The sequence below is a fragment of the Clostridium beijerinckii genome (assembly GCF_008705175.1).
Classification (GTDB): Bacteria; Bacillota; Clostridia; order Clostridiales; family Clostridiaceae; genus Clostridium; species Clostridium beijerinckii.
The window spans coordinates 5,174,150-5,199,331 of the sequence record NZ_CP043998.1 but is presented as its reverse complement, the minus strand read 5'-3'; the positions used below and the strand labels follow the sequence as shown (position 1 = coordinate 5,199,331).

Here is a 25,182-nt window from a genome sequence, read left to right as displayed (position 1 = left end):
GCTAATAATTACATAGAATGGAGGTGAATCTTAATGATACAAATTATTTTAGCTAGTCATGGTGATCTGGCAAAGGGAATGAAGGATACTTTGGGTATGATAATTGGAGATGTATCTATGGTTGAAGCTTTTTCATCTTATAGAAACGAAGAAGTAAACGTTAGGGAAACAGTAGAAAAAATAGTAAGAGAAAAATACATTGAAGCAGATATATTTATTTTCACAGATATTCTTGGCGGAAGCGTTAATACAGAAATGATGTCTTTAATAAAAGAATATCCTAAAATACATGTTATTTCAGGAATGAATTTACCTATAATTATTTCAGTTGCTACTCAAGCAAATGAAATTTCTGAAAGTCTATTGCAGCAGATTATTGAAGAAAGTCAGCATGGAATAGTTGACTGCAATAAATTGCTTAATGAATGTAAAAATATAAAGGAGGAAGATTTATGATTAAATTAGTAAGAATCGATCACCGTTTATTGCATGGACAAGTAGTTTTTTCATGGACAAAAAGTTTAGGGATTTCAAGAATTATTGTTGTAGATGATGAAACTGCAAATGATGAGATGAAAAAAGTTTCATTAAACTTATCAAAACCAGTTGGAGTAACTTTAAATATATTTTCGGTAAACGATATATTAGCGAGAATGTCTAAAGTTGAACAATTAAAAGATAATATTATGATTGTTTTTAGAGGTACTAAGGAAGCATTAGAGTTCTGTAAGAGCTGCTCTAGTATTAAAGAAATTAATTATGGGGGAATTGCAAATAAAGAAAATTCAAAGCAATATAGTAATGCTATTTTCCTAAATCCAGAAGAATTAGAAGATACCAAAAAGCTGAAAGCAATGGGGATTAACCTATATATGCAACAAGTTCCTACTTCAAAGAGAGAAGATTTAACTTCTAAAATATAAAAAGGAGGATCAAGAATGTTAATTAAGTCAATATTATTAGGTTTCATTGGTGTTATTTGTATTTTAGACTCTAGACTTTTAGGCAGAATGAATTTAGAAAGACCGTTAATAGTTAGTGCGCTTGTAGGGCTCGTTTTAGGCGATATTCAAAAAGGATTAATGGTTGGAGCTGCTCTTGAATTAATTTCTTTAGGATTAGTAAACATAGGGGCAGCAGCACCACCAGATATGAATATGGCATCCATTATTGCTACATCTTTTGCTATTTTATCAAATGCGGATTCAGAAGCAGCACTAACTATTGCGATTCCAATTGCGGTGCTTGGACAAATGCTTGGAGTTTTAATGAGAACTATTCTTGCAAACTTAACTCATAAAGCTGACTCGTTAATTGAAAATGGGGAATATAAAAAGGCCTGTAATATTCATATTGTTTGGGGAACATTTTTGTATTCACTAATGTATTTTGTACCAATATTTTTAGCAATTTATTTTGGAACAGATTTAGTAAAAAACATTGTAGAAGTCATTCCATCATGGATTACAAATGGTTTGAATTTATCAAGTAAGATTTTAACAGCTTATGGATTTGCTTTATTGCTTAGCACTATGCTGTCAACAAAAATGCTTCCATTTTTACTAGGAGGATTTTTCATTACAGCATATTCTAATTTAAGTGTGACTGGTGTTGCTATTTCGGCTTGCATTGTAGCATTTGTTTTGGCTGAATTTAAATTTAAAAATGAGAAGATAGTTGATGAATTAGATATTTTAGATTGATTGGAGGTATAAAAATGCAAAATATACAAAAACAAAATGATCCAAATAAATGGAAGTATATGAAGTTCTTATGGCGTTCTTGGGCAATTCAAGCTTCATGGAACTATGAAAGACAAATGAATATGGGCTTTTTATATGGAATTGCCCCTATTTTAGACAACATATATAAAGATCCTAAAGATGATGAATTAAAAAAAGAAGCTTATAAACGCCATATGAATTTTTATAATTGTACACCCCAAACAAATGCTTTTGTTTTAGGATTAAGTGCCTCAATGGAGGAACAATACTATGAAGATAAAGAGAACTTTAATCCTGAATCAATTAATGCTATGAAAACTTCATTAATGGGACCATTATCTGGAGTAGGGGACTCTTTCTTTCAAGGAACTGTACGTATATTGGCTTTTGGATTAGGTATTAATTTAGCGCAACAAGGTAGTATTTTAGGACCAATATTAGCAATAATTATTTCATTTATTCCATCATTTCTTGTTACGTATTATGGTGGGAAAATTGGGTATTCAATGGGAAATAAATATTTAACAAAGCTTTATAATGAAGGGCTTATGGATAAAGTAATGTACATTTGTTCTATTGTTGGACTTATGGTTATTGGATCCATGATGGCCAGTATGATTGGAATTATAACTCCAGTGCAGTTTGGTGAAAAATTTGTTTTACAAGATGTATTAAATGGGATAATACCACAGAGTATCCCGCTTGGTATAACATTCTTTATGTATTGGTTATTAAGAAAGAAAGTATCCACAGGATGGATGCTTGCGATTTGTATTCTAGGTGGAATATTATTGAGCATTTTAGGTATTTTTAAATAAATTGAAAACATTCCTTAAAAGGATGTAAATATATATAAAATAAAAATATAGGAGGGATTTATTATGAATCCAAAACAAATTATAAAAGAAATAAAAGAAAAACAAGAAGAAATTAGAAGTGTTATATTTGTAGGATGTGGAGCTTCAAAAGCAGAATTATATCCAGCAAAATATTTTTTAGAAAATAATTCGAAAAATTTACGTGTTAGTCATTATACTGCTAATGAATTCAATTATGGTACAATAGCTTCATTAGATAAAACTGCAATTGTTATATCCGCTTCACTTGGCGGTAGTACCCCTGAAACAGTACAAGCTAATGCTAAGGCTAAAGAATATGGTGCACATGTAATCTCATTAACTCGTGCAGAGAATTCGGCTCTTACAAAAGATGCTGATTATGTTATCTGTCATAGATTTGCTGAAAGCTATGGTGCAAAATTAGAAAAGATGGGTTATGCGCTTGAACTTGCAGTGGAAATATTAGAGCAATATGAAGGATATAAAGATTATGAAGATGCACAGGTTGCTTTCAGCAAGATATATGATTTAGCAGATTCAGCGGCAAAATCAGCGATAGCAGATGCAAAGAAATTTGCTGAAGCTTATAAAAATGATTCGATGATTTACTTAATGAGTAGTGGTGCAACAGCTGAAGTTGCTTATTCAACATCAATTTGTTTAATGATGGAGATGCAATGGATTAATTCAGGAAGTTTCCATTCAGGAGAGTTTTTCCATGGACCATTTGAAATCGTAGATAAAGATATACCATTTATTTTATTAATGAATGAGGGAAGCACTCGTCCAATCGATGCCCGTGCGTTAACATTCTTAAAGCGTTTTGAAGCAAAAACAACAGTTGTTGATGCTTTAGATTATGGATTATCTTCAGTTATCCCAAAAACAGTTATTGATTATTTTAATCCAATGTTAATTACAGCAGTATTTCGTGTATATGCTGAAGAACTTTCTTATGCACGTCAGCATCCACTAACTAAAAGAAGATATATGTGGAAATTAGAATATTAAAATAGAGTTTACGTTAAACGTTATCAGGTTCTACTTATAATCCTAAATACAAAAAAATGACTCAGGTAAGGAAATCGAATATTTTTCGATTTCTTTGCTTTAGGCAAATTTAAAAATAATAAATATATTTTAGTCTATTTTTAGCTATCCTATATAGGTAATCATTTTAAGAGGCCTACTACTATGGGGAGTAGTACATTTTTATTAAAAGTATGCATAATATTCTGGAATTATTATTTTTTCATATGCCTTATTCTAAATGTATGTTATAAAATAATAAGGTTAACTTTTATTAACTAAGGGGGCATTCAGAATGGCAATAGATATATCTAATTATTTAAAAGAGGCTACAAAGGAATTTTCTAAAGATAATATAAAAGAATTTTCAGCCAATTCAATTGCTGAAAAAGTAGAGCTTAGTAGAAGTACAGTAAGTAGTTATCTTAACAAAGAAGTAAAACAAGGCAGGATTATAAAAATTAAAGAGTATCCAGTAATTTTTTTATATAAAGAAACTTTCTCTAGATCATATTTTACCCCAACACAGGCTGAATATAATACTTTAGATGAATTATGGAAAGAAAATTCAAACGTTAGAAAAACAGATATATGGAGTAATGTAATTGGGGCAAAAGGAAGCTTAAAAGAACAAATTGAACAAATAAAGACAGCAGTGCTTTATCCAGAAAATGGTCTTCCTATAATGCTTTTAGGTTCAAGTGGTTCTGGAAAAACATATCTGGCAAAATGTATTTATGATTATTGCTTGGAAGAAAAATTAATAAATCCAAAGTCCTCATTTATTTCTTTAAATTGTGCTCAATATTATCATAATCCAGAATTGTTATCAAGTTTATTATTTGGTTATACAAAAGGTGCATTTACAGGAGCAGATAAAGATAAAAAGGGGCTTCTTGAAAGCGCTGATGGTGGGGTTTTATTTCTTGATGAAGTGCACAGACTAACAGAAGAAGGTCAAGAAAAGCTTTTTACATTTATGGATTCAAATGAGTATTCTCCTATTGGTGATAATAGCATAAAAAAAGAAGCAAAGGTGCGATTAATTTTTGCAACTACGGAATCTATCCAATCTACTTTCTTACCTACTTTTATTAGAAGACTTCCTGTTATTGTTAATATTCCAAGTTTTGCAGAAAGACCTCAACAAGAAAAAATTCACTTAATAGATAGTTTCTTTTTAAAAGAAAGTGAAATCTTGAAACGCACTATTAAGGTTACAAAACAGGTAATTTCCTTTTTGCTTTTTAGTAATTATGAAGGAAATGTAGGGAAAATTAAAAATATTGTAAAATACAGCTGTGGAAGCAGCTATGCTAAGAGGAAAGATCAAGAGATTATTAAAGTTCGCATTGGAGATTTACCTATTGGAAGTGAGAATCAATTAAAGGAAAATTTATATCATCAAATATCAAGTAGGTATGAGGATAGAATTTATGATTACCTGCGCCCAGAACTACTAAATATTAATAGTAATGAACAAAAAAACATTAAAAAAACATATTTTGAATTTGTTGAAGGATTTAAACAGGTTGAATCCGGAGAAATTATGTTTGACCATTATACTAAAGAGATGGTCAAAAATGTAAATTTATTACTTGATGAATTAACATTTAATACAGAAGTTACTAATAATCAATCATTTTTTTCTGTATTAACATTTAATATAAAATCTACTTTTAAATATATGGAAGAAAATTATGGTTTTGAACAGGATGGAAATAAAATTCTTTCAATAGCATATTTGCTTTATTTTAAGGAAGAACAAGAAATTTTAATTAATCATCCAGATTGGAGTAGTATTCGTCCCAAAATTATAAATTTTATTGAAAGTTATATGAAGAATATTTTATGGCTTTCCAGACGTATGCTTACACATTTGAGTGAACGCTTAGACTTTCAGATTCTTGATGAAGATTTGATTTTTATTTCATTCTATTTAAAAAGTATGAATATACAGAGCCTGAAAAATGAAATTAAGAGTATTGTTTTAGCTCATGGCTACTCTACAGCAAGTAGTATGGCGAATGTGGCTAATAGGATGTTAAGGAAAAACTTTTTCCAAGCAATTGATATGCCTATTGATACTACAATTGATAATATAGAGGGGAAAATATTAGATTTTATTGATAACAACAGCACAGAAAATGGACTTATTTTACTAGTTGATATGGGGTCACTTTTTGATCTTAGAAATCGTTTGGAAAAGAAGATTAAAGGTCCGCTATTATTAATTGATTTTGTTTCAACGCCATTGGTATTAGAAATTGGAAGTATGCTTTTGCAAGATAAAAATATTATTGAAATTAATGAGCAGATTTTAAAGAATGTACAAATTAATAAACAATTAGTTTATCCAGTTGAAAAAAAGAAAAAAGCTATCTTAACCTGCTGTTATACAGGTATGGGAAGTGCCATTCAAATACAGGATATATTACAAAAGAGCTTAAAGCATGAGGACCCTTCTTTTGTAATTATGTCATATGATTATCATAAGCTGTATCAAAACAAACAAAAGGAACTGCCGTTTCAAATGTATGATGTACTAGCTATCGTAGGAACTGTAGATCCAAAAGTTGAAGGAATTCCATATATAGGACTGGATCATTTGATTGGTGGGGAAGATATTGACTCATTCATTAATATATTAAGATGCAATTTTAATATAGATGAAGAGCAGTTAAAAAAAGATTTGGTATTTAATTTTTCTATAAAGAAGATAATTGAAAAGCTGACAATTTTAGATGTAAATAAAGTACTTAATTTTGTACAAGATGCAGTTGATAAAATGGAAGAAAAACTAGGGCTTAAAATATCTAATAATAAAAGGTTCTTACTATATCTTCATGCATCCTGTATGGTAGAGAGAATTTTAAGAAAAGAAGATGTTGATATGCAGGAAGATATTAAGGAATTTGTACAAAGAGAAAAAAGAAAGATAGAAATTATAAGGTATGCATTTAGTGAAATTGAAAAGGAATATACAATAAAGATATCAGATTTAGAAATTAGATTAATTTTTGATATTGTATTGAGCGATTGATTTGGGAGGAAAGAAATTGAAACAAGCAGTAATTTTTGATATGGATGGAGTTTTAGTGAATACTGAAAATTTTTATTTTAAAAGAAGGATGAAATTCTTTGATGAATTAAAAATAGAACCAGCTACAAGAAAAATTGAAAATTTCATTGGATCAACAAACGGGATGATATGGGAAATGTTAGTGCCCGATGATGATGAAAAACGAAATACTTTAAAAGAAGAATATTCAAAGTATTGTAAGGAACATGAAGTTTGCTTTCAAGAAATATTGAATCCTTCAGTTAAAGAAGTGATTAGGGAATTAAAAGATAGAAATCTCAAAATAGCCATTGCATCATCTTCAGAAAGAAAAGAAATTTTGAGAATGGTAGAAGAATGTAGAATTGCCAGTTGTATTGATTTTGTAATTAGTGGTGAAGAGTGTATGCAAAGCAAACCAGATCCAGAGATCTACATTAGAGCTATAAAAGCATTAGAATTATTGGAAACAGAAGTTCTAGCAGTAGAAGATTCAATATTAGGAATTCGAGCAGCAAAAGCAGCAGGGCTAACAGTTGCAGCTTTAGAGCCAAGAGATTACTACATAGATCAGTCAGAAGCCGATTATAAAGTAAATGATTTGATTGAAATAACTTCTAAAATTTAAATAGAAAGATATTTTTGCAAATTAGTATTACAAAGTATATTAAGTGATGATTATCTTAGAATGGAGTATTACTATAAATGATTTTAGAAAAAGTTAGAGAAGATATATAGTGATTCAATGAAAAGAGGGCATTTAAATAGCATTTATATCAATTGAAGATATATATGAAATAAGTGGCAAGGGTTTTGTAAATGTATAATAAGAAGATTTGTAAAAGAGATAGCAGATTAAAACTGCTCTCTCTTTCATTTATAAATATTAAGAGTACAAATTATCTTACCTCGTTTATTAAACCTTTTCTATAGGCTTTGAGCAATAATTTCAAATCTTTAATTTGATTTTTAAGATCCTTTCCTATGTCTGTATCACCAACTTTTTTTCTGTCTAGTTTTTCTACTATTTGTGTTGAAGATAATATATCGGTTTCTTTACTAAATGCATCTTCAATTGATTTGAAAGGTTGATGAGATATTAGTTGAAGTCCATAGGAATTATAAGTTAATGTGTATCCTGCAAGGCCAGTTTGACTTCTATAAGCTTTAGCAAATCCACCATCTATAACTATCAGTTTTCCATTACACTTTATTGGGTTTTCACCAAATTTGTTTTTGACTGGAACATGTCCATTTATTATTCGTGATTCAGCTGGATCTAGCCCAAATTCTTCAAAAATCATATTACACATTTCTTCAGAATCTCTAAAATTGTAGTATGGGTTTTTCTTTTCTTTATGTGTACTTTTATCTTTGATAAAGTATCTTTCAAAAGTCGTCATATCTTCTTTTCCAAAAAGAGAAGAACAGGCTCCTGTCCATAAATACCACATTATATCAGTACCATATAATTTTTCAGCACTTCCTCTAGTACTAAAATAACCTTCTCTAGCTAAAGAATCAAATTTATCTAGAAGTTTTTTTCCTTTATACTCTTTCCCATGAATAATCATACTTTTAAAAGTTTTATCTTTATTTAAAGGAATACAGCCGTGAAATAAAATATTAGAATTATAAGTTAAATATATTCTTCCTTTGTTAAATAAAAATAAAACGTGCTTTTGCAATTTATCACTATTTATAAATGAACTTTGGAGCTTAGAAACCAATTTTTTTTCATCACTCGTAAGTTCAAAAGGATTATTAATATTGATTGTAGGGAAACTTTTGTCGTAAAGCTCATAAGTTATATTGTTTAAAGTTATGGTGCTATCGCTATAATTTATCTTATCTAAAAGCAATCTATGATTCATCTTAAACTCAGGCCTTCTTTTTATAATTTCATATTCAAGCTTAAATTGAATAATTGTTATGGCTTTATGCATTTTAGAAATAAGCTCAATTTCAGAGGCTCCATATAATGTTTCATCGGTGTTTTTAGGAACGAAAGCGGTGCAATTATCATTTTTATAGTGCTTAAGTGCAAATGTTGCAAGAGGTAATAAATTTATACCGTAAATATCTTCGATGACGTCTAGATTAGAATATCTAGCTGCTATTCTTAAAACATTTGCTATACATGTAGTATTACCTGAGGCAGCACCCATCCACAATATATCATGGTTACCCCATTGTATATCAACAGAATGATAATTTATAAGGGTATCGAGGATTATATCTGGTCTAGGACCTCTATCAAATATATCTCCGATTATGTGTAATCTATCTATTACTAGTCGTTGTATTAATTTAGATAGAGCCACTATGAACTCTTGGGCTCGTTCAATTTCGATAATAGTATTTATTATCCCATCATAATAACCCTGTTTATCATTATTATCAGATTCCTCATGTAATAATTCTTCTATAATGTAGCTAAAATCTGGAGGTAGCGCTTTTCTTACTTTAGATCTTGTATATTTAGAAGATACATGTCTGCATAATTGAATCAATCTATACAGGTTAATTTTATACCAATCATTTATATCTTTTTCTTCTCTTAGAACAATCTCTAATTTTTGTTCAGGATAGTATACAAGTGTGGCTAAACTTCTTTTTTCACAGTCCATTAAAGAATTTTCAAATACCTCTTGAATTTTTCTCTTTATAGCCCCCGAACCATTTTTTAATACATGAACAAAAGGCTCATACTCACCATGAAGGTCAGCTAAAAAATGTTCTGTACCTTTAGGTAAATTTAAAATAGCTTCTAAATTAATTATTTCAGTTGATGCCGCTGCAATAGTAGGATATTGCTTAGCAAGCAGACTTAAATATTTTATGTCATCATATTTTTCCATGACATCCTCCTTTTATAAGAAAAAAAGTTTAGTTTAAAAGTAAACTAAACAAATTTCATTTTAAAAGTATACCTATCTCTATGTATATTTTACATTATATAAACTTATAATTCTATAGTGAATTTACAGTTAATGGAATAAAAGTTTAATTATATTCCTTTAGGGACATTATTAAGCAATCCTCTTTCAGATAGTATATCGTATATTGTTTGAGAGGTTGTATCTTCTAATGTATATCCAAGTAACTTCACTACTCTTTCTAATTTTTCTTCCGACGTAGTTTCAATTTCTAAATATGGGAAGGGACAAAAACTCTTGTCATTAATATCAATTTCAATTAAGCAATCAAGTAATTTATAGCTTTCTCTATATTTTTTATTAGATTCTTTCAGAACTAGTCCAAGAGATTTAAATATACCTTCTCCCATAGTTTTGTTATCAATTATAACCTCATTTTCTTCCATTACTTTAAATCTGCCCTGGGATAGCATTTTTTTTGTAGTCATAAAATATACGATTTTATTATTAATCATATCATTTATAGTTCTTATTCTAGCATATCCTTTCTTATCTAAAAGACGTCCATCTTCAAAATCATATATATCATTTACTTGATCTTCCATTTTAACTTTTTCAGCACCATTTGATAATAAAATTTTCCTTATATTTTCAACATCAATATCAACGATCCTAGTTTCTAACTCTTGCATAGAATAGCCTCCTTAGTTAAAGTTAATAAATAATACTTAAAAAGAGTAGATATTTATTTTTATATAATAATATAATATAGCAATTTTAAAAGTTGTGCTAGTAAAATTGATTTATATGGCATATTTATAGTAGAGGCAGAATTATCTAAACAATTATAATAATATGAAGAATATGGTTGCAAGAAATAAAAATATTATTATATAATGAATTCAAAACTGGTAGTATCCAGTTATGTTTTCACAAATATTTATGTAGAAGAATTCAAAGGAAAATTTCAAATGTATATTAGAAAGTTAAAAACATAAGACAGTATATATATTTGAATTTATATAATAGGTTAAAAGTTATAAGGATAAATTCTATGTTTTTAATGTGGACTACTTATGAGTGGGGGATAATATTAAATGAAAGGGTTACTTAGAAAGGAAGAAGTAATAAAGAGTCTAATTGAGATTGAAAAGAGCAAAGGAAGAGGAATAACAGCAGATGAACTGGGATTTTATATAGGAATAGACCGAACAAATATAAGTAGGTATTTAAACCAATTATATAAGGAAAAAAGGATAAATAAAAAAGAAGGACGACCAGTTATATATAGTAGTATCAAAAGTTACAAGAATGAAATGAATTCAATTAAAAATAAATCGGACATAATCGTGAAAAATAGAGATAGCCTTGAAATGCTCATAGGTTCAAATCAGTCACTTAAATTACCTGTACAGCAAGCGAAAGCTGCAATATTATATCCTCCTAGAGGCTTACATACTCTTATTTTGGGTGAAACTGGTGTAGGAAAATCGCTATTTGCAGAAGCAATGTACAATTTTGCTAAAGACTCTAAAATAATAGCTGCTGAAGCTCCTTTCATTAGATTTAATTGTGCCGATTACTCAGATAATCCTCAGTTGGTTGTGGCACAAATATTTGGAGTAAGAAGAGGTGCATTTACAGGAGCAGATACTGATAGAGAAGGTTTGTTAAAAAAAGCTGATGGAGGAATATTCTTTTTGGATGAAGTACACAGGTTATCACCGCAGGGGCAAGAAATGTTATTTACTTTTATAGATAAGGGATATTTTAGGCAGCTTGGAGATACTGAGAAAAAGGTGAAATCTGAAGTGCAGATTATAGCAGCTACTACGGAGAATCCACAGTCATATCTTTTGAAAACATTTACTAGAAGGATTCCAATGGTGATAGTATTGCCGACATTAAGAGAAAGAAAATTAGAGGAAAGATATTTTCTTTTAAACGAGTTCATAACAGAAGAATCTATAAGAATCGGAAAGAGCATATATATTAGTAAAAATGCGATTATTTCATTTTTACTATATGATTGTCCTAATAATATAGGGCAATTAAAAAGTGATATACAATTAGCTTGTGCTAAAGCATTTTTAAATTATAAGATTAAGAAAAATAATTATATTTTGGTAGATAAAAGTGATCTGCAACCTAGAATTCAAAAAGGAATAATGAGAATTAGAGAATGCAGAAAAGAAATAGATAATTTATCTCAAGATATGGCTGATATTTTAAGATTTTCAAGTGAAGATAGTATACTAAAAAATATTGAATTTCATGAAAACCAAATAGAAGGCTCGGAAAATAAAAGTTTTTATTCGATAATAGAAAATAAGATGGAAAACTTAAAGGCACGAGGAATTAATGAGACAGAAATAAATGATATTCTAAATATTGATTTGGAAAAATATTTTAGAAGATATATTAGTAATATAACAACAAATGTTAAAAAAGATGAGATTGCCAAAATTGTAAACATTAAAGTAGCTACAGTTGCAGAAAAAATGTTGAGTATAGCATCTGAAAAGTTAAATAGGGATTTTGACCAGAAAGTTTATTTTGGGTTAGCACTTCATTTACAGGGAAGCATCGAAAGGATTAATTCAGGAAAAAAGATATATCATCCTAAGCTTAATATTATAAGGGTAGAAAATAGAGAAGAATTTGCTGTGGCCATGGATATTATAAAAATTGCAGAAAAAGAATTTCATATAGATATCCCATTAGATGAAATAGGCTATATAACTATGTTTTTGGCTGCATGTAATGATGAAAATAGTGAACAATTAGAGAAAAAGGTGCGAGTTCTAGTAATGATGCATGGAACAAGTACAGCTAGCAGCATGGCTGAGGTAGCTAATTCTTTAATAGGAGAAGAATATGTGCAAGCTCTAGATATGCCACTAACTATGAAGGCTGAGGATATGCTAGAGAAAGCTAAGAAAAAAGTTAAAGAAATATATAATGAAAAAGGGATATTGTTACTTGTTGATATGGGGTCATTGGTTAATTTTGGAGATATAATTAGTAACGAATTAGAAATAAAAATTAAAACCATAGATATGGTCACAACATTAACTGTTATAGAGGCAGGAAGTAAAGCTTTTAATGGGAGAAGTTTGGATTCAATATATAATTTATGCAGAGATATTGGAAAGTCCTCTATGCAAGTTTCTAAGGAAGACAATAAATACGATAAAGAACTAGTTATAATAACTACATGCTTTACAGGCGAAGGAGCAGCAGAAAGAATAAAAATAAGAATAAGTAATAACTTGAAGAATATAGAAAAAGTAAAAATTATACCGCTTAATATTTCTGATAGGGAAGAGTTTTTTAGAAAAGTAAATAGGTTAAAAGAGAAGTTTATAATATTAGCAGTTGTAGGAACTATAAAGATAGTTATTGAAGATGTTCCCTTTATATCAGCACAAGATGTTTTTTTGAGTGAGGGAATAAATTATTTGGAGAATTTAATTGACATTGAGTATGATTTTTTAAAAGTCAGAAAAGCATTGAGTAGTCAATTAAATGAATTAAATTCAATAAAGGTATTTTCAGATATTAGAGATGTAATAAGAAAAATAGAAGAAAATTTGAATGTGAGAATTCAACATGATACACAGATAGGAATTTTAATTCATATCACTTTTCTTATAGATAAATTAAAGCATGGTGGTCAAGAATTGAAATTCAAAGATTTAGAAAATTATCGTCATATGTATAATAGTGAATTTTCATTGATTAAGAAAATTTTAAAAGACTTGGAGCGTGCATATAATATAAATATAGGAGATAATGAGATAGCTTATATAGTGAGAATTGTTAAGGAAAATATAATTAATGTGTAATATCCAAAGCAGTGTGTAAGTTAAATTACACACTATTTTTTTTAGTTGCACACTTTGATTCATGAATTGTGTGATTATGAGATGATTTATATTTATTTGTGTATAAATATAATATTGGTATAAAACTTGCTTTATATAATAGTGTAATAGATGAGTGCTAGTAAATAAGAATATCTAAGGAGAGGTTAAAAATGAAGAATATATTATTAGTTTGTTCAGCTGGAATGTCCACAAGTTTATTAGTTTCAAAAATGGAAAAGTCAGCTGAAGAAAAAGGGATTGAATGTAATATAAAAGCTGTAGGAGAGGCAGATGTTAAAGAATATATAGGTAAGATAGATGTTTTGTTACTGGGGCCTCAGGTTAGATTTTTATTATCAAAATTTAAAGCTAATTTATCGGATAAGAATATATCCGTAGAAGTAATTAATACAGTTGATTATGGAACAATGAATGGAGAAAAAGTCTTAGAAAGAGCTCTAGATCTTATAAAAAAATAAATAATTGAAAAGGAGAGAAACATTGTGGAAGAAACAATAATGAATCTTATAGTGCATAGCGGAGAAGTTAGAAGTTATTCAATGGAAGCTATTCAATGCGCTAAAAGTGGGAATATAGATGGAGCAAGAAAATTAATTGAACAAGCAGAAGTAGAATTATTAAAAGCACATAATGTTCAAACATATTTAATACAAAAGGAAGCACGAGGAGAAAAAACAGAAGTTTCTTTACTTATGATTCATGCTCAGGATCACTTTATGACTAGTATGACATTAAAGTCTATGGCAGTTGAAATTATAGAAATACATGAAAAATTTAATAACAATATATGTTAGTCTAATTATATATTTACTTAAAGTTAAGGAGAAGGTAGTGATAGTATGAAATACATCATAGGTGTCGATGGTGGAGGAACAAAAACGGAAGCAGTAGCTTATGACTTTCAAGGAAATATTATAGTTACTTCTGTAAAAGGATTCGCAAATTTGCTAAATAATAGAGAAAAAGCACTAAATAATATAGTAGATTCAATAAGAGAAATAATAGATGTTCTTAAAGAAGACGAACTTGTAGATTTATATCTTGGCATTGCAGGATCGGAAGTCGGAGATAATGCAAAAATTATAAAAGATATAATAAAAAATGAACTTAAGACTGACTGTGTACTTATGAACGATGCTGAAATAGCCCTAAAAGCTATGTTAAGGGGGAATGATGGAATATTGACAATAGCAGGGACTGGATCGATAGCATTTGGAGTTAAAAATAATTCAAGTGTAAGATGTGGGGGATGGGGCAACTTATTAGGAGATGAAGGGAGTGGATATAAAATAGCAATTGATGCTATAAAAAGAATGATATTTGAAGAGGAAAATTCCTTGCTAAAATCAGAATTAACTACGAGAATTATGAAAAGGTTAGGTGCTAAATCAATAGGCGAAGTAGTAAATTTTGTATATTCGTCTACTAAAGACGAGATAGCATCTTTAGCAGAAATAGTTTCAATATTGGGAGAGGAAGGAAATAAGATAGCTGAAGAAATATTGGTTAATGAAGGAGCAGATTTGGCTAAGACTGTTATAAATGTGTATAGAAAATTAAAATTTGAAAGCTGCTCTATTGCCTTGGTCGGTGGAGTTATAAGAAAAGCAAAGATATTAAGAAAATCTTTTGAAAAGTACCTAAGAGAAAATATAGTTATTGAGGATATAGTAGATGATGAAATTTCACCTACAATGGGTGCTTATTATATTAATAAAGCGAAGAGAGAAAGTAATGTTTAGGTAAATATTATACTAGACTATATAGAGCCATGGATGAGTTTTGACTTTATTTCAAATAAATCTTAGATATGGGGGAGGAAATAATTATGAATAAATTTTTTGAATGGATGGAGGAGCACTTTGTTCCAATTGCATTTAAGATTGGTTCACAAAGGCATTTAGTTGCTATACGTGACGGATTTGCTACAATAACACCGATTATAATGGCTGGTGCATTTGCAGTATTGTTCAATAATATAGGATTTAAATGGTATCAAAATTTTATGGATTGGCTATTACCAGCAGGTTGGAAAAGCTGGGGAGGATCTATATGGAATGGTTCTTATGCAATTATGTCAATATTAGTTGTATTTACGATATCATATCATTTAGCAAGATCGTATGATAAGGATGGCTTAGGAGCTGGAATAGTATCAGTTGCGGCATCGATGATTCTATATGCAACAACACCAGATGGAGGAGCATTTCCATTAACTTTTTTAGGGGCACAAGGTTTATTTATTTCATTGATAGTATCATTAGTATCTACAGAGATTTTCGTAAAGTTAATAGGCAATCCTAAATTAGTAATAAAAATGCCTAGTGGAGTACCACCAGCAGTTTCAAGATCATTTGCAGCATTGTTACCAACAATAATAATTTTAGCATTAGCAGCGGGAATTAAGGAATTATTTATAGTTATGAGTGTACCAGATATACATCAGGCATTATTCTTTACTCTACAGAAACCATTACAATTAATTGCAGGAAGCTTTTTGGGAGTATTTGTAATAGTATTATTGGTGCATGTATTATGGTTTTTTGGTCTACATGGTTCAAATATATTAGCACCAGTAATAAATGCATTATTACTTCCATTGCTTTTAGCTAATACAGAAGCAATAACAAATGGATTACAGCCAGAAAATATATTGAATAGTCAATTTTTAGATTCGTATGTAAATATGGGTGGAGCAGGAACTTCAATAGCATTATTAATTGCAATATATGTATTAGGGCGAAAAGCAGGTGCACAACAAAGGGCAATTGCAAATTTAGGTATAGCACCAGGAATATTTAATATAAATGAACCAGTAATATATGGTGCACCAATAGTTTTAAATCCAATCTATTTTATTCCGTTTATATTATCTCCTATAGTTTCATTAACTATAGCATATATATTAACAGTCATTGGTTTTGTACCAAAGGTAGCAATAATGGCAACATGGACAACACCGCCAATTTTGGGTGCAATTATATCTACAAACTCAATCATGGGTGGAGTTACAGCTCTTATTTGTTTAATTGTAAGTATATTAATATATCTTCCATTTGTATATGTTGCTGGAAGGCAAGAATTAAGAAAAGAAAATGTAAAATAGGAATTTTAATAAAGGATTTTAGGATAGTTATTTATAATGTTTCTTAGTAGAATATTCTTAATACTCTATATTGAATATTGAGTAATAAATGGAATTTTAATTAATATATTTATATTAGTCCATTTATTACATTTGTGAGTTATGAAATGTAGCAGATTCTTAGGAATCTGCTTTCTATTTATATCTTAAGATTTCTTAAATCTGTGCTTTACAATAAATAATATATTAAGCTATTATTAATATATTAGATTTATATGATTTAAAAGAATCATAATAGATACTAACGGCTAAGTATAAGTAAAGTATTTAAATAATAAGGTTAATGATAGAATCGTTTTATAAGATTAATAAGGTCATTTATATTTTCTAAATAATGTATTAATTTAGATGATAAGTGATTTGCTAAAGATTAGAAAATTCTATAAATAATAAAAAGGGTGGTCATATGAGTAAAATTATTGATCCAGCAACTATAATAAAATCTTATAACAACAATATAGTTTCCGTAAACATGAATGGAAAGGAAAGAATACTTTTTGCAAAGGGAATTGGATTCGGTAGAAAGTCTGGAGATGCCATTGAAAAGGGTACTGAGGTTGAAAAGATATTTGTTATTGAAGATGAGGATAACTTAAGAAACTTTAAACAAGTAATTGAAAACGTTGATGAAGAATTTTTTGTGCTATGCGAAAAGATGATATCATATGTCGCAAATGAATTGAAAGAAAATTTGGATGAGAGAATACACGTCGCATTAGTAGATCATTTGAATTTTGCAGTGAAAAGGCTTTCGGACAAAGAAGAAATAGAAAATCCATTTCTTATGGAAATTAGAGCATTATATCCACAAGAATATTCGTTAGCAGAAAAAGTTGCGGAAGTTTTACAAAATGAAAAAAAGGTAAAAATTCCAGAAGGAGAAATTGGATTCATAGCATTACATATCCATTCTGCTAGAAATTCAGGTAAGCTATCCAATACTATAAAAAATACACATTTGATAAATTCAATAATTGAATATGTAGAAGAAAAAACTGAAATAAAAATAGACAAAACATCATTAGATTATGCCAGATTTCTCACACATTTGAGATTTGCAATTAAAAGAATTTTAGATGACATATCTATTGAAAATGACTTTATAAAAGAAATAAAATCAAAATATAAATTATCATATAAGGTATCTAAGGGTGTAGCAAAAATATTAGTTTTAAAGCTAGAAAAGAAAGTTTCAGATGATGAAATAGCATATCTAGCAATGCATATAGAGAGATTTAGAAAAGCTACAATAAAACTCTAATTAAAATGGCTAACATATTAATAAAAACATGTTAGCCATTTTTTTTATAAAGTAAAAGTAATTACTTCATCTTCTCCAGCAACAACTTCTTTATCAATATTTGAATTTAAATCCTTGATTATATCCATGTTTGTAACAAGGACTGGAGTGATCAAAGAAAAACCTTTTCCTAAAATAAAATCCCTATCTATTTTTATAATTGGAGTCCCAGCTTTAACTTTAGTTCCAGCTTTAGCTAATTGTTCAAAACCTTCACCATTTAAAGAAACAGTATCGATACCTATATGAACTAATAACTCAGCTCCATTATCAAGAGTAATTGCAAATGCATGCTTTGTATTAAATACTAATGTTAAGGTTCCGTCAGCAGGTGAAACTACTATATCTCCAGTAGTATCTATTGCAAGCCCGTCTCCAGCCATTTTTTCTGCAAAAACTTTATCTGGCACTTTTGATAAATCTATTGTTTTACCAGTTATAGGTGCAACTAATTTTGCTTCTTTATTTGAGTCCTTTGAATTCTTCTTAAAAAAATTAAACATACTTAATATTCCCGATTAAACAGGAACAGTCACTTCCTTTCATTCTGTTATTTATTGGTAATAAAAAAGCATAAGTTTCCGAATTACGCAAACTTATGCCTGATTAAACAGTAACACATTTATGTACTAATTATATTATTTCATACAATTAGTGTCAACAATAAAAAAATAAAAAAGGGTATTGACTATAGAATAAAAATAGAATAATATGAGTGTATAAGAATACGATCTTTGGCGTGTAACCGATTAAATCAGGGCATTAGCTGAAAGGGATAATATAATTTATCCTTTTCAGCTTTTTTATTTGCTGAAAAGGATACATGCTCATAAGAATTATAATGCATTTAGGGATATAACAATCCTTAAAATAAATTTTATTAATTATTATGGAAGGGGAATTATATTATTATGATGAAGTATTTACAAAAATTAGGAAAATCCTTAATGCTTCCAGTAGCTTGTTTACCCGTTGCAAGTATTTTAATGGGTCTTGGTTATTGGCTTGACCCTACAGGCTGGGGAGCAAATAACATTGCTTCAGCTTTTATGCTAAAAGCAGGTAGTGCTTTAATTGACAATATGGGAATTTTGTTTGCAATTGGTGTAGGTGTAGGAATGTCAGATGATAATGACGGTACAGCAGGACTTGCAGGACTTGTTTCATGGCTTATGATTACAACATTATTATCTACAGGAGCTGTAGCAATGTTTAAGGGAATTGATGTTAAAGAGGTAGCGCCAGCATTCGCTAAAACTCAAACACAATTTATTGGTATTTTATCAGGTTTAATAGGTGCAGCTTGTTATAACAGATTTAAAAGTGTTAAATTACCAGATGCATTGGGATTCTTTAGTGGAAAAAGATGCGTTGCAATTGTAACTGCAGCATATTCAATAGTTGCATCTATAGTATTATTCTTTGCATGGCCTCTTATTTATGGTGCATTAGTAGCATTTGGTGAAGCTATTGTATCAACAGGTGCAGTTGGATCTGGTATTTATGCATTCTTCAATAGATTATTAATACCATTTGGTCTTCACCATGCACTAAACTCAGTATTCTGGTTTGATGTAGCTGGAATTAATGACCTTGGTAACTTCTGGTCAGGTAAAGGAACACAAGGAGTAACTGGGATGTATATGACTGGATTCTTCCCAGTAATGATGTTTGGATTACCAGCGGGAGCATTAGCTATGTACCATACAGCTAAAGATAAGAAGAAGAAAGCGGTATATGGTTTATTATTAGCAGCAGCAATATCTTCATTCTTCACAGGTGTTACAGAACCATTAGAATTTGCATTTATGTTCTTAGCTCCAGGTTTATATGTTCTTCATGCTGGATTAACAGGAATTTCAGCATTTGTATGTACATTATTACCAGTAAGAGCTGGATTTAACTTTAGTGCTGGATTTGTAGATTGGTTCTTAAGTTTTAAAGCGCCTATGGCAGAAAATCCAATAATGTTAATCCCAATAGGTTTAGTATTTGCAGTAATCTATTATGTAACATTCCGTTTTGCAATTACAAAATTTAATTTAAAGACACCTGGTAGGGAAGATGATGACACTGAAGAACTAAATGTAAAACTTGCGAATAATGATTATACTCAAGTGGCAGCTGTAATATTAAAGGGTGTTGGAGGAAAAGAAAACGTAGTATCTATAGATAATTGTGTAACTAGATTACGTTTAGAAATTAAAGATCAAGCTGCTGTAGATGAAAAAGTTATTAAATCAGCAGGTGTATCTGGAATAATAAGACCAGGAAAAACAAGCGTACAAGTTGTTGTAGGAACACAGGTGCAATTTGTAGCAGATGAATTTAAAAAATTATGTAAGTAAATTTGAAGATCAATAATTAGATTAGGAAAATTATCTGATTAATAAATTAAGAATATTTGAAAAATGTGGAAAAGAGATTGATGATATAAGAAATTAAGTTTTATATCAGACTCTTTTCCATTTTTTTTGTATGCTTTAAGTCTTTTTTTTAATTTACTTAAAGTTTATAATATCTAATGTATAAATTTATTTGGTGGTGAAAGTATGGAATACATAAATGAGATTAATATAAATGAATCAGTTATTCATATATTAGATAGTAATGGTGAAGAACCTATTTTAAACGAATATAGTTTGGAATTAGACGAAGATATATATTTTTTCTTACATAAGCATCTAGAAAAATGTTTCAAGGATGATGAACTTAAATATGGAAAGTTTAATCCAGAAAGAAATATAGTTAAAGAGGTAGCTCAGGATTATTTGACTGGAGTAAACAATAACTTAGTTAATCTATCTAAAGAATTAGCTAGGCAGTTATTCATAATAATGAAAGGAAATGTGAATATCCCGTCGGGAGATTTAATAATAGTGTCTTTAACTACAGATCAAGGTCCAATGGTAGGAATACTTAAGATGGATTACGTTAAAAATTTTACTCATGAAGTTCAATTTATAGACCAGAAAATAGGTATAGGTATAGTACCTCAAGCAGCAGGGCTTCCAGGAAGTGGGCAAAGGATTCAAAAAGCTGCATTTATTAAACCAATTATAGAAGAGGATAAATATAATCTAATGATTTTAGATAAGCAAAAAGGTAGTAAGGAAGATGAGTATGGGGCAAATTATTTTATAAACACATTCTTAGGTGCAAGTATTGTCACAAATGAAAGAGATATGACCAAAACTTTTGTAAAGGCAGCAGAGAACTGGACTAGAGAAAATGTTACAAATGATGCAGGAAGAGCTGAAGAGATTAGAACTGCAATAAAAACTAAATTAAAAGAAGAAGATTCTATTAATATAGATGAGTTTTCAGCTGAATTATTTAATGATCATCCCCAAGCGAAAGAAGAGTTTTCAACTTATATAAAACAACAAGGACTGCAAGAAGAAGTTGCTGTTGATAAAACGTGGGTTGAGAAAAAATTAAAAAGGGTCAGACTTAATATTGATAAACAAATTGATTTATATATCAATGAAGAGACATATCACGACCCTAGCAAGTTTGAGATACAAAGAAACGGCGATGGAACTATTAATTTAATAGTAAAAAATGTGATTAATTATATAGAAAAGTAGATAATTAGGCTCTATAGTTTGTTGCTATTTGCTTTATATTTGAGAAAGTAAAGGCTCTAAATAGTTTATTTTGTGCTGGCTGATTCACAGCAAGTTCTTAAGAATCTACTATATTTATATTGTGCAACCAACATATAAATATAGTAGATTTTTATTTTATATGAATTTATTACCGGTATTTTTTTCTGTAATCAGAAGGTGATATGCCTAAGTTCTTGGCAAAGACCCTACTAAGATAAAATCCGTTATCATATCCGCATTTTGAAGCAATACAATCTAATGTATCTTCGGTTCTGAGCAATAATACTTGAGCTCTTCTTAATCTTAAAGAAGTTATATATTCAATAGGAGTGGTTCCTATACACTTGTGAAATCGTCTAGTAAACTGAACAGAACTAAGTCCTAGCGAAGCTGAAAAATCTTTGATTTTAATGGATTCATAAGCGTATTTATTTAAGTACTTTAGTGAATAGTTTATAATTTCATCTTGAACAAAGTTTTTTGGGGAACTGCTATACTGAGTTTCTATATAATATAATTTCATAATATCGCTTATCAATGAGCTTTTCCATTGGTTTAACTCAATATTGTTATTGTGACTATATAGCTTTAAATAGTAGTACATATTATTAAGTCTTTTTAAATCTGATACAGATATTTTACCAACTGGAAAAGATGAAGTATCATCTCCAGAATTTATTGAAAAGTTTATGAAGTGAAATGTAAGAGTGGTAATGACCTCTCTTTTAAAAATTATTCCGGGTGGACAAATTACAATATCACCAAATTTACATTTTCCTTTATGAGATTCAACTTCGTAACTGCATTCACCATCTTCAATAGCGTAAAGTACCCAGTTCGAATCTATGTCTTCATCCAATAGAAAATGTTCTTTTTTATCCCAAAAAATATGTTGATTAATATTTACATTAAGATTATTTAAATCAAACATCAATAAGCCTCCTTTAAGAGCTAAGAAGATTATGCCATAGAAGAATTATAAGAAAATAGAAGTGAAATGTAAACATTTAAAAAATAATTAAAGTAATTATATCTGTATTTATATAGAAATTTTGATTGCAGAATATGTGAATGCTGGATATTTCTTTTTTAAGATATTTATATTTTGTATAGATAATAATTGTTATATCTAATATATGAAATAAAGTATATGCAGATGATACGTTAGTGAATTCAAAAAATTAATGTCCTAATATATTATAAAGATATAATCAGTGTGGGATATGATAGTGATAGACTCAATTTGAAGCTGATTATTAAAAAACGATACAATGCATTGTAAATATTAAAACACTAAATAGATGTAGACATTAGGATTAATATATCTATAAAGGGAGCGAATTATGAATTACAAAAATGTAAAAAAGGATATAACCGTAATAGGTGGTGGTTTAGCAGGTGTGTGTGCAGCTATTTCTGCTGCTAGAAATGGTAAAAGTGTTTCTTTAGTGCAAAATCGCGGAATTTTAGGTGGAAATTCTAGTAGTGAAATTCGTGTATGGGTATGTGGAGCAACAAAACATGGAGTAAACAGATATGCCAGAGAAACTGGAATTATGGGAGAATTGTTTTTAGAAAATCAGTATCGCAATCCAGATGGAAATCCATACTTTTGGGACATGCTACTATTAGAAAAGGTAAAAGATGAAAAAAATATTTCTTTATTTTTAAATACAGAAGTATCAGAAATCGATTTAATTGAAGGAGAAAAAGAAAATAAAATAAAATCTGTTACAGGGTGGACAATTGGAGCAGAAACTAAGACAAAATTTGAAAGTGAGGTATATCTAGATTGTTCCGGAGATGGATTTATTGGAGCATTAGCTGGTGCTAAATATAATTTAGGAAGAGAATCAAGATATAAATATAATGAATTATTGGCGCCAGAAAAGGAAGATAAAATTTTATTAGGAAGTACTATATTATTTTATACTAAAGATGCTGGACATCCAGTTAAATTTATTCCACCTAATTTTGCAAAAGATATAAGTAAAACTAGTATTCCAAAGAATAGAGTTATAAAATCCAATGACTCAGGTTGCTGCTATTGGTGGATAGAGCTAGGTGGGGAAGTTGATATAGTAAAAGACAATGAAATAATAAAAGATGAGTTATGGGCACTAGTATATGGAATATGGGATTATATAAAAAATTCGGGAAATTATGATGCAGATAATCTAACATTAGAGTGGGTTGGGTCAATTCCAGGTAAAAGAGAATATAGGAGATTTATAGGAGATTACGTTTTAAATCAAAATGATATTATTGAACAGACTGAATTTGATGATAGAATAGCTTTTGGTGGTTGGTCAATAGATCTTCATCCTGAGAAAGGAATATATGAGGAAAGCTGTGGCTCGAGAAATATACAAGCTGATGGAATATTTCATATACCGTTTCGTTCCACATATTCTGTAAACGTATCGAATTTGATGTTTGCTGGAAGGAATATTAGCGCATCACATATAGCTTTTGGAGCAACTAGAGTTATGGCAACTTGTGCTACTATAGGAGAAGCTGTTGGATTAGCGGCAGCAATGTGTATAGAATACAAAATTATTCCTAGGAATTTATATATGAAGCATATAAAGAAATTACAGCAGATTTTATTAAGGCAAGATGGATCTATTATAGGAATAAAAAATGAGGACATGGAAGATAAGGCTAGATCAGCATCTATTATGGCATCTACATCATTAAAGAAAATTGAAGTCGTAAATTCTAACGATGAATATAGGTTGACTACAGATATAGGAATTTTATTTCCAATAGAAAACAGAGTTGAAGATATAGAAATACTAATTTCTAGCTTAGAACAGACTACATTGGAAGTAGAACTTTGGGATACAGGCAGAGCAGAAAACTATATTCCTAAAAATCTTTTGAAGAAGAAAAAAGTACAAGTGGAAAAAGGAAGAAATAAATGGGTTAAGAGCGACTTTGTATTAGAATCAGAAGTGGCAAGAAATCTATTTTTGGTTGTAAAGGCTAATGATAAAATTACAATACATTTATCTTATGAACAATTAACAGGTGTACTTTCATTTACTAAAAAGGCTATAAAAAATACAAATCTTGATGATTATATTGGTATAAATCCAATTGTTGAGTGGTCTATGAAAGAAATGGCTAGAAAAGAATTTTGCTTTAGAATTCATGGTGAAACAAATGCATATTCTCCTGGTAAAATTATAGATGGTTACTCAAGACCTTATGGAGGTCCTCATATGTGGATATCAGAAGATATTAAAGATACAGATGAGTGGATACAACTTGAATGGGAAAATGATATTGAAATTAACGAAATTCATATTACATTTAACGATGATGTAAACGAAGATCTTATAAATCTTCATCACCATTACACTGATTTTTCTGTAATGCCTGAATTAGTTAAAGATTACAAGGTTTCCATATGGAAGGATAATAAATGGGAGGTTATTGCATCTAAGAAAAATAATCGTAAGCGAAAAGAAATATTTAAAAATGTAGGTAAGATTTTAGCAAATAAAATTAGAGTTACCATTGAATCAACAAATGGATGCAGGAAAGCTGAGATAATTGAGGTGAGAGTGTACTAAGATATGCTTCAAGAAGGCGCAATTAGAAAATAGCAAGTCAATCTTACAAGGTTATTTTCCGCTATACTGTTTCAGAAAATTATCATAACAGATGTAAGCACAAGCTACTATGTATTATGATTA

20 protein-coding genes are annotated in these 25,182 nt (G+C 29.4%); 16 read left to right on the top strand and 4 right to left on the bottom strand.

Going from position 1 to position 25,182, the window contains the following annotated elements; genetic code table 11:
* Window positions 1-33: 33 nt before the first annotated feature.
* From F3K33_RS23245 to F3K33_RS23215, 7 genes are all read left to right on the top strand, one after another.
* On the top strand, window positions 34-456 hold the full coding sequence (locus tag F3K33_RS23245) for a PTS sugar transporter subunit IIA (protein ID WP_023973915.1): 423 nt from the start codon (window positions 34-36) through the stop codon (window positions 454-456).
* Window positions 453-923 carry a PTS sugar transporter subunit IIB gene (locus tag F3K33_RS23240; RefSeq protein WP_012060715.1) on the top strand — a complete coding sequence of 157 codons (471 nt, stop codon included), beginning with the start codon at window positions 453-455 and terminating at the stop codon, window positions 921-923. Before F3K33_RS23245 ends, F3K33_RS23240 begins: the two co-directional genes overlap by 4 nt.
* A gap of 15 nt (window positions 924-938) precedes the next feature.
* On the top strand, window positions 939-1,703 hold the full coding sequence (locus F3K33_RS23235) for a PTS mannose/fructose/sorbose/N-acetylgalactosamine transporter subunit IIC (RefSeq protein WP_039769932.1): 765 nt from the start codon (window positions 939-941) through the stop codon (window positions 1,701-1,703).
* Between the two features lie 14 nt (window positions 1,704-1,717).
* Window positions 1,718-2,542, top strand: a complete 825-nt coding sequence (locus F3K33_RS23230; protein WP_031275670.1) for a PTS system mannose/fructose/sorbose family transporter subunit IID — start codon at window positions 1,718-1,720, stop codon at window positions 2,540-2,542.
* Window positions 2,543-2,605: 63 nt separating this feature from the next.
* A complete protein-coding gene (locus F3K33_RS23225) occupies window positions 2,606-3,574 on the top strand; it encodes an SIS domain-containing protein (RefSeq protein ID WP_023973913.1) in 969 nt (322 codons plus the stop codon).
* Window positions 3,575-3,887: 313 nt separating this feature from the next.
* A complete protein-coding gene (locus tag F3K33_RS23220; protein WP_039769935.1) occupies window positions 3,888-6,635 on the top strand; it encodes a sigma 54-interacting transcriptional regulator in 2,748 nt (915 codons plus the stop codon).
* A 16-nt stretch (window positions 6,636-6,651) separates the two neighbouring features.
* A complete protein-coding gene (locus tag F3K33_RS23215) occupies window positions 6,652-7,281 on the top strand; it encodes an HAD family hydrolase (protein ID WP_023973911.1) in 630 nt (209 codons plus the stop codon).
* A gap of 271 nt (window positions 7,282-7,552) precedes the next feature.
* On the opposite strand, the gene F3K33_RS23210 is transcribed toward F3K33_RS23215, so the two are convergent.
* Together F3K33_RS23210 and F3K33_RS23205 are read right to left on the bottom strand one after the other, a co-directional pair.
* Window positions 7,553-9,514, bottom strand: a complete 1,962-nt coding sequence (locus F3K33_RS23210; RefSeq protein ID WP_039769937.1) for a fructose-bisphosphatase class III — start codon at window positions 9,512-9,514, stop codon at window positions 7,553-7,555.
* Window positions 9,515-9,663: 149 nt separating this feature from the next.
* Window positions 9,664-10,224, bottom strand: a complete 561-nt coding sequence (locus F3K33_RS23205; protein WP_023973909.1) for a class IV adenylate cyclase — start codon at window positions 10,222-10,224, stop codon at window positions 9,664-9,666.
* Between the two features lie 405 nt (window positions 10,225-10,629).
* Here F3K33_RS23205 and F3K33_RS23200 point away from each other — a divergent pair, with 405 nt between their 5' ends.
* The 6 genes from F3K33_RS23200 to glcT all read left to right on the top strand — a co-directional run bounded on the left by F3K33_RS23200 (window position 10,630) and on the right by glcT (window position 17,828).
* Window positions 10,630-13,380: a sigma-54-dependent transcriptional regulator gene (locus F3K33_RS23200; RefSeq protein ID WP_039769939.1), complete on the top strand. Its 2,751-nt coding sequence runs from the start codon at window positions 10,630-10,632 to the stop codon at window positions 13,378-13,380.
* A 191-nt stretch (window positions 13,381-13,571) separates the two neighbouring features.
* The gene (locus F3K33_RS23195; RefSeq protein ID WP_039769942.1) at window positions 13,572-13,880 is read left to right on the top strand and encodes a PTS sugar transporter subunit IIB; all 309 of its coding nucleotides are present in this window, start codon (window positions 13,572-13,574) and stop codon (window positions 13,878-13,880) included.
* 24 nt (window positions 13,881-13,904) lie between these two features.
* On the top strand, window positions 13,905-14,216 hold the full coding sequence (locus F3K33_RS23190; RefSeq protein ID WP_039769944.1) for a PTS lactose/cellobiose transporter subunit IIA: 312 nt from the start codon (window positions 13,905-13,907) through the stop codon (window positions 14,214-14,216).
* A gap of 45 nt (window positions 14,217-14,261) precedes the next feature.
* A complete protein-coding gene (locus F3K33_RS23185; protein WP_039769946.1) occupies window positions 14,262-15,164 on the top strand; it encodes an N-acetylglucosamine kinase in 903 nt (300 codons plus the stop codon).
* 86 nt (window positions 15,165-15,250) lie between these two features.
* Window positions 15,251-16,528 (top strand): PTS sugar transporter subunit IIC, encoded by a 1,278-nt coding sequence (locus F3K33_RS23180; protein WP_039769948.1) that lies wholly within the window; start codon window positions 15,251-15,253, stop codon window positions 16,526-16,528.
* Window positions 16,529-16,973: 445 nt separating this feature from the next.
* Complete coding sequence (gene glcT, locus F3K33_RS23175) at window positions 16,974-17,828, top strand: glucose PTS transporter transcription antiterminator GlcT (RefSeq protein ID WP_017211175.1); 855 nt, start codon at window positions 16,974-16,976, stop codon at window positions 17,826-17,828.
* A gap of 44 nt (window positions 17,829-17,872) precedes the next feature.
* Here glcT and F3K33_RS23170 read toward each other — a convergent pair whose 3' ends face one another.
* Window positions 17,873-18,370 (bottom strand): PTS sugar transporter subunit IIA, encoded by a 498-nt coding sequence (locus F3K33_RS23170; protein WP_039769952.1) that lies wholly within the window; start codon window positions 18,368-18,370, stop codon window positions 17,873-17,875.
* A gap of 408 nt (window positions 18,371-18,778) precedes the next feature.
* Here F3K33_RS23170 and nagE point away from each other — a divergent pair, with 408 nt between their 5' ends.
* Both nagE and F3K33_RS23160 read left to right on the top strand, forming a co-directional pair.
* Complete coding sequence (nagE, locus tag F3K33_RS23165) at window positions 18,779-20,215, top strand: N-acetylglucosamine-specific PTS transporter subunit IIBC (RefSeq protein ID WP_039769954.1); 1,437 nt, start codon at window positions 18,779-18,781, stop codon at window positions 20,213-20,215.
* A gap of 204 nt (window positions 20,216-20,419) precedes the next feature.
* Window positions 20,420-21,457: a nucleoid-associated protein gene (locus tag F3K33_RS23160; protein WP_039769956.1), complete on the top strand. Its 1,038-nt coding sequence runs from the start codon at window positions 20,420-20,422 to the stop codon at window positions 21,455-21,457.
* Between the two features lie 169 nt (window positions 21,458-21,626).
* Here F3K33_RS23160 and F3K33_RS23155 read toward each other — a convergent pair whose 3' ends face one another.
* Window positions 21,627-22,409, bottom strand: coding sequence for a helix-turn-helix domain-containing protein (locus tag F3K33_RS23155; protein WP_039769958.1), 783 nt, complete (start codon window positions 22,407-22,409; stop codon window positions 21,627-21,629).
* A gap of 412 nt (window positions 22,410-22,821) precedes the next feature.
* Between F3K33_RS23155 and F3K33_RS23150 the strand changes: the two genes are divergently transcribed.
* Window positions 22,822-25,059, top strand: a complete 2,238-nt coding sequence (locus F3K33_RS23150; protein ID WP_039769960.1) for an FAD-dependent oxidoreductase — start codon at window positions 22,822-22,824, stop codon at window positions 25,057-25,059.
* The last annotated feature ends 123 nt before the right edge of the window (window positions 25,060-25,182 follow it).

Excerpts from the sequence above, each read along its gene's own strand:
- F3K33_RS23245 (WP_023973915.1), top strand. The coding sequence starts at position 34 with ATGATACAAATTATTTTAGCTAGTCATGGTGATCTGGCAAAGGGAATG.
- F3K33_RS23240 (WP_012060715.1), top strand. The coding sequence starts at position 453 with ATGATTAAATTAGTAAGAATCGATCACCGTTTATTGCATGGACAAGTA.
- F3K33_RS23235 (WP_039769932.1), top strand. The coding sequence starts at position 939 with ATGTTAATTAAGTCAATATTATTAGGTTTCATTGGTGTTATTTGTATT.
- F3K33_RS23230 (WP_031275670.1), top strand. The coding sequence starts at position 1,718 with ATGCAAAATATACAAAAACAAAATGATCCAAATAAATGGAAGTATATG.
- F3K33_RS23225 (WP_023973913.1), top strand. The coding sequence starts at position 2,606 with ATGAATCCAAAACAAATTATAAAAGAAATAAAAGAAAAACAAGAAGAA.
- F3K33_RS23220 (WP_039769935.1), top strand. The coding sequence starts at position 3,888 with ATGGCAATAGATATATCTAATTATTTAAAAGAGGCTACAAAGGAATTT.
- F3K33_RS23210 (WP_039769937.1), bottom strand. The coding sequence starts at position 9,514 with ATGGAAAAATATGATGACATAAAATATTTAAGTCTGCTTGCTAAGCAA.
- F3K33_RS23205 (WP_023973909.1), bottom strand. The coding sequence starts at position 10,224 with ATGCAAGAGTTAGAAACTAGGATCGTTGATATTGATGTTGAAAATATA.
- F3K33_RS23200 (WP_039769939.1), top strand. The coding sequence starts at position 10,630 with ATGAAAGGGTTACTTAGAAAGGAAGAAGTAATAAAGAGTCTAATTGAG.
- F3K33_RS23195 (WP_039769942.1), top strand. The coding sequence starts at position 13,572 with ATGAAGAATATATTATTAGTTTGTTCAGCTGGAATGTCCACAAGTTTA.
- F3K33_RS23185 (WP_039769946.1), top strand. The coding sequence starts at position 14,262 with ATGAAATACATCATAGGTGTCGATGGTGGAGGAACAAAAACGGAAGCA.
- F3K33_RS23180 (WP_039769948.1), top strand. The coding sequence starts at position 15,251 with ATGAATAAATTTTTTGAATGGATGGAGGAGCACTTTGTTCCAATTGCA.
- glcT (WP_017211175.1), top strand. The coding sequence starts at position 16,974 with ATGAGTAAAATTATTGATCCAGCAACTATAATAAAATCTTATAACAAC.
- F3K33_RS23170 (WP_039769952.1), bottom strand. The coding sequence starts at position 18,370 with ATGTTTAATTTTTTTAAGAAGAATTCAAAGGACTCAAATAAAGAAGCA.
- nagE (WP_039769954.1), top strand. The coding sequence starts at position 18,779 with ATGATGAAGTATTTACAAAAATTAGGAAAATCCTTAATGCTTCCAGTA.
- F3K33_RS23160 (WP_039769956.1), top strand. The coding sequence starts at position 20,420 with ATGGAATACATAAATGAGATTAATATAAATGAATCAGTTATTCATATA.
- F3K33_RS23155 (WP_039769958.1), bottom strand. The coding sequence starts at position 22,409 with ATGTTTGATTTAAATAATCTTAATGTAAATATTAATCAACATATTTTT.
- F3K33_RS23150 (WP_039769960.1), top strand. The coding sequence starts at position 22,822 with ATGAATTACAAAAATGTAAAAAAGGATATAACCGTAATAGGTGGTGGT.